This window comes from Candidatus Sulfotelmatobacter sp., from assembly GCA_035498555.1.
Taxonomy (GTDB): domain Bacteria; phylum Eisenbacteria; class RBG-16-71-46; order RBG-16-71-46; family RBG-16-71-46; genus DATKAB01.
Map to the genome: position 1 here is coordinate 1 of DATKAB010000172.1, position 6,325 is coordinate 6,325.

Sequence of the window (6,325 nt, forward strand, 5' to 3'; positions counted from 1 at the left end):
ACGATCATCGCCGCCAGCGCGATGTAGCCCCGCCCGCTGGTGAGCCCGTCGGTGAAGCTGTGCTGCTCGCTCGCGAGCCACGCGCCGCCGAGCGCCGCGAACGCGCCCGAGATCAGCACGCCCGCGGTGCGATAGAGCGGCACCGACAGCCCGAGCGCCGCCGCCGCCTCGGGCCGCTCGCCAATGCTGGTGAGCCTGAGGCCGAATACCGAGCGGAACGCCACCCAGCTCGCGATCGCCACCAGCGCGAGGGTGATCAGCACCAGCGGAGTCGCCAGCACCGGCCCGAGCCCCGGCAGCCGGTCGAGCCCGAGCGTGGTCCACTCGGGAAGCCCGGGCACGCGCGGCGAATTGGACGACGAGTGGAACACCTGGGTGAGCGTGAACTTGGTGAGCCCGGCGGCGAGCAGATTGATGCCGAGCCCGCTGGTGATCTGATCGGCGCGGAATCCCACCGTCACGATCGCGTGGAGCGCCGCCGTGAGCAATCCGGCGACGATCGCCGCCGCGAGCCCGAGCCACGGATTGCCGGTGGCGTAGGCGGCCAGCGCGTAGGCGAGCGCCCCGTTCAGCATCGTGCCCTCGAGCCCGAGATTGATCACCCCGCCTCGCTCGCTGAACGAAGCGCCGACCGCGGCCAGCGTGTAGGGAACGCTGATGCGCAGCGCCGCGGCGATGAACAGCAGCAGATCCATCAGCGCATCCTCGCGGCCAGCCGCTCGAAGGCCTGCTGGGCGCAGATCGCGAACAAGATGACCAGCCCCTGCAGCGCTTCAACGAGTTCCTTCGGCACGCGCTGATTCACCACCAGTCCACCGTAGGACAGCGCTCCGAAGAACAGCGCCGCGATCAGCACGCCCCACGGCTGATTGCGCCCGAGCAACGCCACCGCGATGCCGAGGAAGCCGGCGCCGGCCGAGAATCCCAGCTCGAACCAGTGCTTGTAGCCGAGCACGAAGTTGACGCCGGCGAGCCCGGCCACCGCGCCCGACAGCGCCATCGCCAGCGCCTGCGTGCGCCCCACCGGAATGCCGGCGTATTCGGCGGCGGCGGGATTGAACCCGACCGCGCGCAGCTCGTAGCCCAGCCGCGTGCGGAAAAGGAGCGTTCCCACCGCCCACGCGCACAGCAGCGCGAGCAGCAGCGAGGCGTTGGCGGGCGAGCCCGAGAGCGCCGGGATCCACAGCGAGAGGCGCGGCAGCCAGCCCGACGGCAGCTCGGCGGTGCGCACCGTGGCGGGCTCGAACACCGAGTGTCCGATCCACGCCACCAGCGCGAAGGCGATGAAGTTGAGCATGATGGTGTTGATCACCTCGTGGGCGCCGAAGCGGCTCTTGAGATAGCCGGGCAGTGCACCCCACGCGCCGCCCGCTGCCGCCGCCGCGAGCAGCGCGACCGCAAGGCGCAGCGGCCCGGGCAGCGGCAGCAGCCCGGCCATCGCCGCGGCAAACCCGCCCAGATACATCTGGCCCTCGACGCCGATGTTGAAGAGCCCGGTGCGGAAGCCGATTGCGACCGCGAGCCCGGTGAACAGGAGCGGCGTCGCCTTGAACAGGGTCTGGCCGATGCCGTAACCGGTGCCGAAGCACTCGCGAAACATCTCCGCATAGATCGCGAGCGGATCCTGGCCGATCGCGGCGATGAAGATCGCCCCGGCGCCCAGCGCCAGCGCCACCGCCAGCAGAGGCGCCGAGGCCGACAGCAGCCGGCGGCGGCGCTCGAGGTCGGCGGCGTGCGTCGAGGAGGGCGCGGCGATGGGCGCGGCGACGCTCACGCCGCGGCTCCGTCGCGTTTGCCCGCCATGTAGAGACCGAGCGCGCGCTCGTCGGTCTCGGCGGGGCGCGTCTCGTGGACGATCCGGCCCGCGTGCATCACCAGAATGCGGTCGCTGAGCGCGAGGATCTCGGTGAGCTCCGAGGACACCAGCAGAATCGCGCGGCCCGAATCGCGCTGGGCGAGCAGCTTGTCGTGGATCGCTGCGACCGCGCCGAGGTCCACGCCGCGCGTGGGATGCGCGGCCAGCAGGACGGCCGCGCCGCGCGTCAGCTCGCGCGCCACCACCAGCTTCTGCTGATTGCCGCCCGACAGCTGGCGCGCGAGCAGATGGGCGAGCGGCGGGCGCACGTCGAATTGCTCGAGCAGCGGCGCGGCGGCGCGTTCGAGCGCCGAAGGCGTGAGCCAGGGTCCTCGCGCCGGCGGCGACTCGTTCTGGCGGCCGAGCGCCAGGTTCTCGGCCAGCGTCATCTCGGCGACGAGCCCGCGGCGCAGTCGATCGCCGGGGATATGGGCGATTCCGGCGGCGGCGTGCTCGCGCACCGCGCCACGCAGCGGAGCGCCGCCTGCCACGATCTGGCCGCGCGCCACCCCGCGCAATCCCGCCAGCGCTTCGACCAGCTCTTGCTGCCCGTTGCCCTCGACGCCGGCGACGCCCACGATCTCGCCCGCGCGCACCTCGAAGTTGACGCTGCGAACGGCCTCGAGCCCGCGATCCTCCAGCACCACCAGATCGCGCACCTGGAGTTGGGGCGGGCCGGGCTCGCGTGCGGCGCGCGCGCGCAACGGCGGCACCGGGCGGCCGACCATCAGCTCGGCCAGTGCTTCGATGCTGAACTTGGCGGCGGCGCCCGAGCCTACGACGCGGCCGGACCGCATCACCGTGACGCGCTCGGCCAGCGCCTTCACCTCGGCGAGCTTGTGGGTGATGAGGACGATCGTGGCGCCATCGGCCTTGAGCCTCCGCAGCACCGCGAACAGCTCGTCGACTTCCTGCGGCGTCAGCACCGCGGTCGGCTCGTCGAGCACCAGCACTCGAGCGCCGTGATAGAGCGCCTTGAGGATCTCGACCCGCTGCTGTTCACCGACCGACAGCGATCGCACCGGTGCGTCCGCGCGCACCGGAAGGCGCACGCGTTCGGCGAGCTCGCGCACCGCCCGGTTCGCGGCCGAATGGCGAAAGATCCCGATGGCGCCACCGGGTTCGCGGCCGAGCACCACGTTCTCGGCCGCCGTCATGCGATCCACCAGCAGGAAGTGCTGGTGCACCATGCCGAGCCCGCAACGCAGGGCGTCCGCGGGACCGTGGAAGCGTGTGGCGCGGCCGTCGACCTCGATGCTGCCGGAATCGGGGGGCAGGAGACCGCACAGCACTCGCATCAGCGTGGTCTTGCCGGCGCCGTTTTCGCCAACAATCGCGTGGATCTCGCCGGGCTCGAGCGTGAGGCTCACGTCGTCGTTGGCGAGCACCGGGCCGAAGCGGCGCGTGATATGACGGAGCGCGAGTTCTGGAGCGGGCATGGTGCGCGGCAGCCTAACGGTAGGCCGCGTGCGGTGCTACCGCGAATCGCGGGCGCCCAATTTGCTGCTGGCGCGCCGGCGCGGGAGGACTATGCTTATTGGGCGGCATCCCCCCGACGAGCGCCCGCGCTCGTAACCCTCGAGGCCCGCCATGGGTCGCATCCCGCGCATTCTCCCCGCCGCTGTCTGCGCCCTGTTCGCCACGGCGACCGCTCGCGCCTGCGGCATCAATCTCTCTTGGAACGATTGCGGGACTCTTGGGCAGAGCGTGGAGACATTCGCCTGCGACACCAATGTAGGTGTACACACGATGGTCGGCTCGTTCGTGTCGCCGAGCTGTCGCAACACCTACCTCGCCGTGAGCGAAGATTTCATCTCCGGGCCATACAACTGCGTCGACCTGTGGCAGAACCAGGCGGTTGGAGGCATGGCGTTCCAGGCCGGCTATCTGCTTCCCAACCGCGGGCGCATCCGTCCGGTGTTCGCGGTGCCACCCGGATCAATGCCCGAGCTATCCCCAGACCGGCGACGGCCTGTGCTTCAACTCCTGCCCCGTCCCCGCGCGCCAGAAGACCTGGGGCGGGATCAAGAGTCTGTACCGGTAAAGGAGGTTCGTCATGCGTCGCATTCTACTCGCTGTTTCTGCGCTCGGACTGCTGGTGAGCACGGCATCCGCCGGCGGTATGAATCTCTCCTGGGACGATTGCGGCACGTACGGCTCGATCATCAAGTCGTTTGCCTGTGACAGCAACGCCGGGTTCAGTTCTTTGATCGCTTCGGCGATCGCGCCGGTGCCGATGCCTCAATTCGTGGCCATGGCCGGCGCGATCACAGTGGTCAGCACGGAGCCCACGCTGCCACCGTGGTGGAACTTCGACGTCGGTTGTCGCGCTGGCCCGCCGAGCGCCCTGTCGGCCGATTTCGATTTCGTGACCGGCCCGTTCCATTGCCACGACGTGTGGGCCGGGCAGGCCTCCGGCGGGTCAAACTATCAGTCGAACTACTCCGCTCCGAATCGCGCTCGAATGCGAGTGGTCTGTGCGGTGGCGAACCCGGTGCCAATTGATGCGGTCACCGAGAACTACCTCTTCCGATTCACGATCTCGAACACAAACACCAGCGGTGCCGGGAATTGCGCCGGCTGTGACGCAGGGGCGTGTCTGGTACTGACGAGCGTCGAGCTGGATCAACCCGTCGGCGTCGGTGACTACATCCTCACGACTCCGCTCGCTCACCAATACGTAGTCTGGCAAGGCGGCTTCGGCGGCGACTGCCCCGGTGCCACTCCCGTTCGCACCACCACCTGGGGCGGGATCAAGAGCCTGTACCGGTGAGGCCCCGCCGGCTGCAGGGGAGGTACCTCGGGAGCGCTGTCCGTGGATTTCAATTTTCTCGGAGGTCCGTTCCACTGCGGTGACGTTTGGGCCGGGGCAGCGAGCGGGGGAGTCTCCTACGGCTACCGGACGAGCTATCCGAATCCCAATCGCGCGCGCTTCACAACGGTGTGTGCGGTCAGTCCGCCGATAGCCGTCGACGCCCTGAGCGAGAAGTACCTCTTCCGCCTGACGATTTCGAATGCCGGGAGCACTGGGCCTGATTTGTGCGCGGGGTGCACGGACGGCGCTTGCCTCGTATTCGAGATCCTGCAACTGACGCAGCCGCCGGGCATCGGTGATGTCTACATTGCCAACCCGCTACTCCGTCAGTACGCGGTGTGGCAGGGGGTAGCCGCCAACACATGCCCGCAGGCCACGCCCACCCGCAACTCGACCTGGGGCGCGGTGAAGAGCTTCTATCGATAGCAGCGCCCCGCGCCGCTTAAGGGAACAGTCCCCGCAGCCGCGTCGCCTCGGCCACGCGCCCGACCGCCACGATGTAGGCGGCGTCGCGCAGGCTGCAATTGTGGCGCTTCGCGGTCTCGGCCACGTGGCGATAGGCCTTGACCATCGAGCGCTCGAGGCGCTTGTCGACCTCGTCCTCCTCCCAGAAGAACGACGAGAAGTCCTGCACCCATTCGAAGTACGAGACGGTGACCCCGCCGGCGTTGGCGAGAATGTCGGGAATCACCGTGCGCCCGCGCTTGAAGAGGTTTTCGTCGGCCAGCGGCGTGGTCGGGCCGTTGGCGGCCTCGGCGACGATCTTGGCCTTGACGCGCGGGGCGTTCGCGCCGGTGATCTGATTCTCGAGCGCCGAGGGACAAAGAACGTCCACGTTCAGCTCGAGCAGCTGCGCATTGGTGATCTGCTTCGGGCCCTTGAAGACCTTGAACGCTTTGCCGGCGTCCTTGTGCGCGTGGAGCGCCTTCGGATCGAGCCCGTTGGCATCGTAAAGGCCCGTGCTCGAATCCGACACCGCCACGATCTTCGCGCCATCCTCGTGCAGCAGTGTCGCCAGCGTGCCGCCGGCGTTGCCGTAGCCCTGAATCGCCACCTTCGCGCCTTTGAGGCTGAGCTTGCGATCCTTGCAGGTTTCGCGCAGCACGAATTGCACGCCGCGCGCGGTGGCGCGGTCGCGGCCCTTCGAGCCCCCGAGGCTCACCGGCTTGCCGGTCACCACACCGAGCGCGGTGGTCCCCTTGGTCATGCTGTAGGTGTCCATGATCCACGCCATGGTCTGGCTGTTGGTGTAGACGTCGGGCGCGGGAATGTCCTGCTCGGGGCCGATGATCGGGAAGATCTCGCTGGCGTAGCGCCGCGTGAGCCGTTCGAGCTCACCCATCGAAAGCTTGCGCGGATCCACGACCACGCCGCCCTTGCCGCCGCCGTAGGGCAGATCGAGACAGGCGCACTTCCAGGTCATCCACGAGGCCAGCGCGCGAACTTCGTCGCGCGTCACGTCGGGGTGATAGCGGATGCCGCCCTTCGCCGGGCCGCGCGCGATGTTGTGCTGAACGCGGTAGCCTCGAAACACCTCGATGCGGCCGTCGTCCATCCGCACTGGAATGGAAACCGCCAGCTCCCGCTTCGGCATCGAGAGCACCTTGCGCGTGCCGGGATCGAGCTCGAGTGCGACGGCAGCGCGCTCGAATTGG

6 protein-coding genes are annotated in these 6,325 nt (G+C 68.8%); 2 read left to right on the plus strand and 4 right to left on the minus strand.

The features are described from left to right. From VMJ70_13685 to VMJ70_13695, 3 genes are all read right to left on the minus strand, one after another. The coding region (locus tag VMJ70_13685; GenBank protein HTO92175.1) for an ABC transporter permease at positions 1-695 on the minus strand (695 nt) is incomplete at its 3' end. Continuing rightward, positions 695-1,774, minus strand: a complete 1,080-nt coding sequence (locus tag VMJ70_13690; GenBank protein HTO92176.1) for an ABC transporter permease — start codon at positions 1,772-1,774, stop codon at positions 695-697. The genes VMJ70_13690 and VMJ70_13685, both read right to left, overlap by 1 nt. Then, complete coding sequence (locus VMJ70_13695) at positions 1,771-3,294, minus strand: ABC transporter ATP-binding protein (protein ID HTO92177.1); 1,524 nt, start codon at positions 3,292-3,294, stop codon at positions 1,771-1,773. The genes VMJ70_13690 and VMJ70_13695 overlap by 4 nt, the downstream gene beginning before the upstream one ends. A gap of 617 nt (positions 3,295-3,911) precedes the next feature. On the opposite strand from VMJ70_13695, the gene VMJ70_13700 reads away from it, so the two are divergent. Beyond that, positions 3,912-4,628 carry a hypothetical protein gene (locus VMJ70_13700; protein HTO92178.1) on the plus strand — a complete coding sequence of 239 codons (717 nt, stop codon included), beginning with the start codon at positions 3,912-3,914 and terminating at the stop codon, positions 4,626-4,628. 42 nt (positions 4,629-4,670) lie between these two features. After that, entirely contained in the window at positions 4,671-5,096 is a 426-nt protein-coding gene (locus VMJ70_13705) for a hypothetical protein (protein ID HTO92179.1), read from the plus strand. A 16-nt stretch (positions 5,097-5,112) separates the two neighbouring features. Here the strand turns inward: VMJ70_13705 and VMJ70_13710 are convergent. Beyond that, the coding region (locus tag VMJ70_13710) for a Glu/Leu/Phe/Val dehydrogenase (GenBank protein HTO92180.1) at positions 5,113-6,325 on the minus strand (1,213 nt) is incomplete at its 5' end.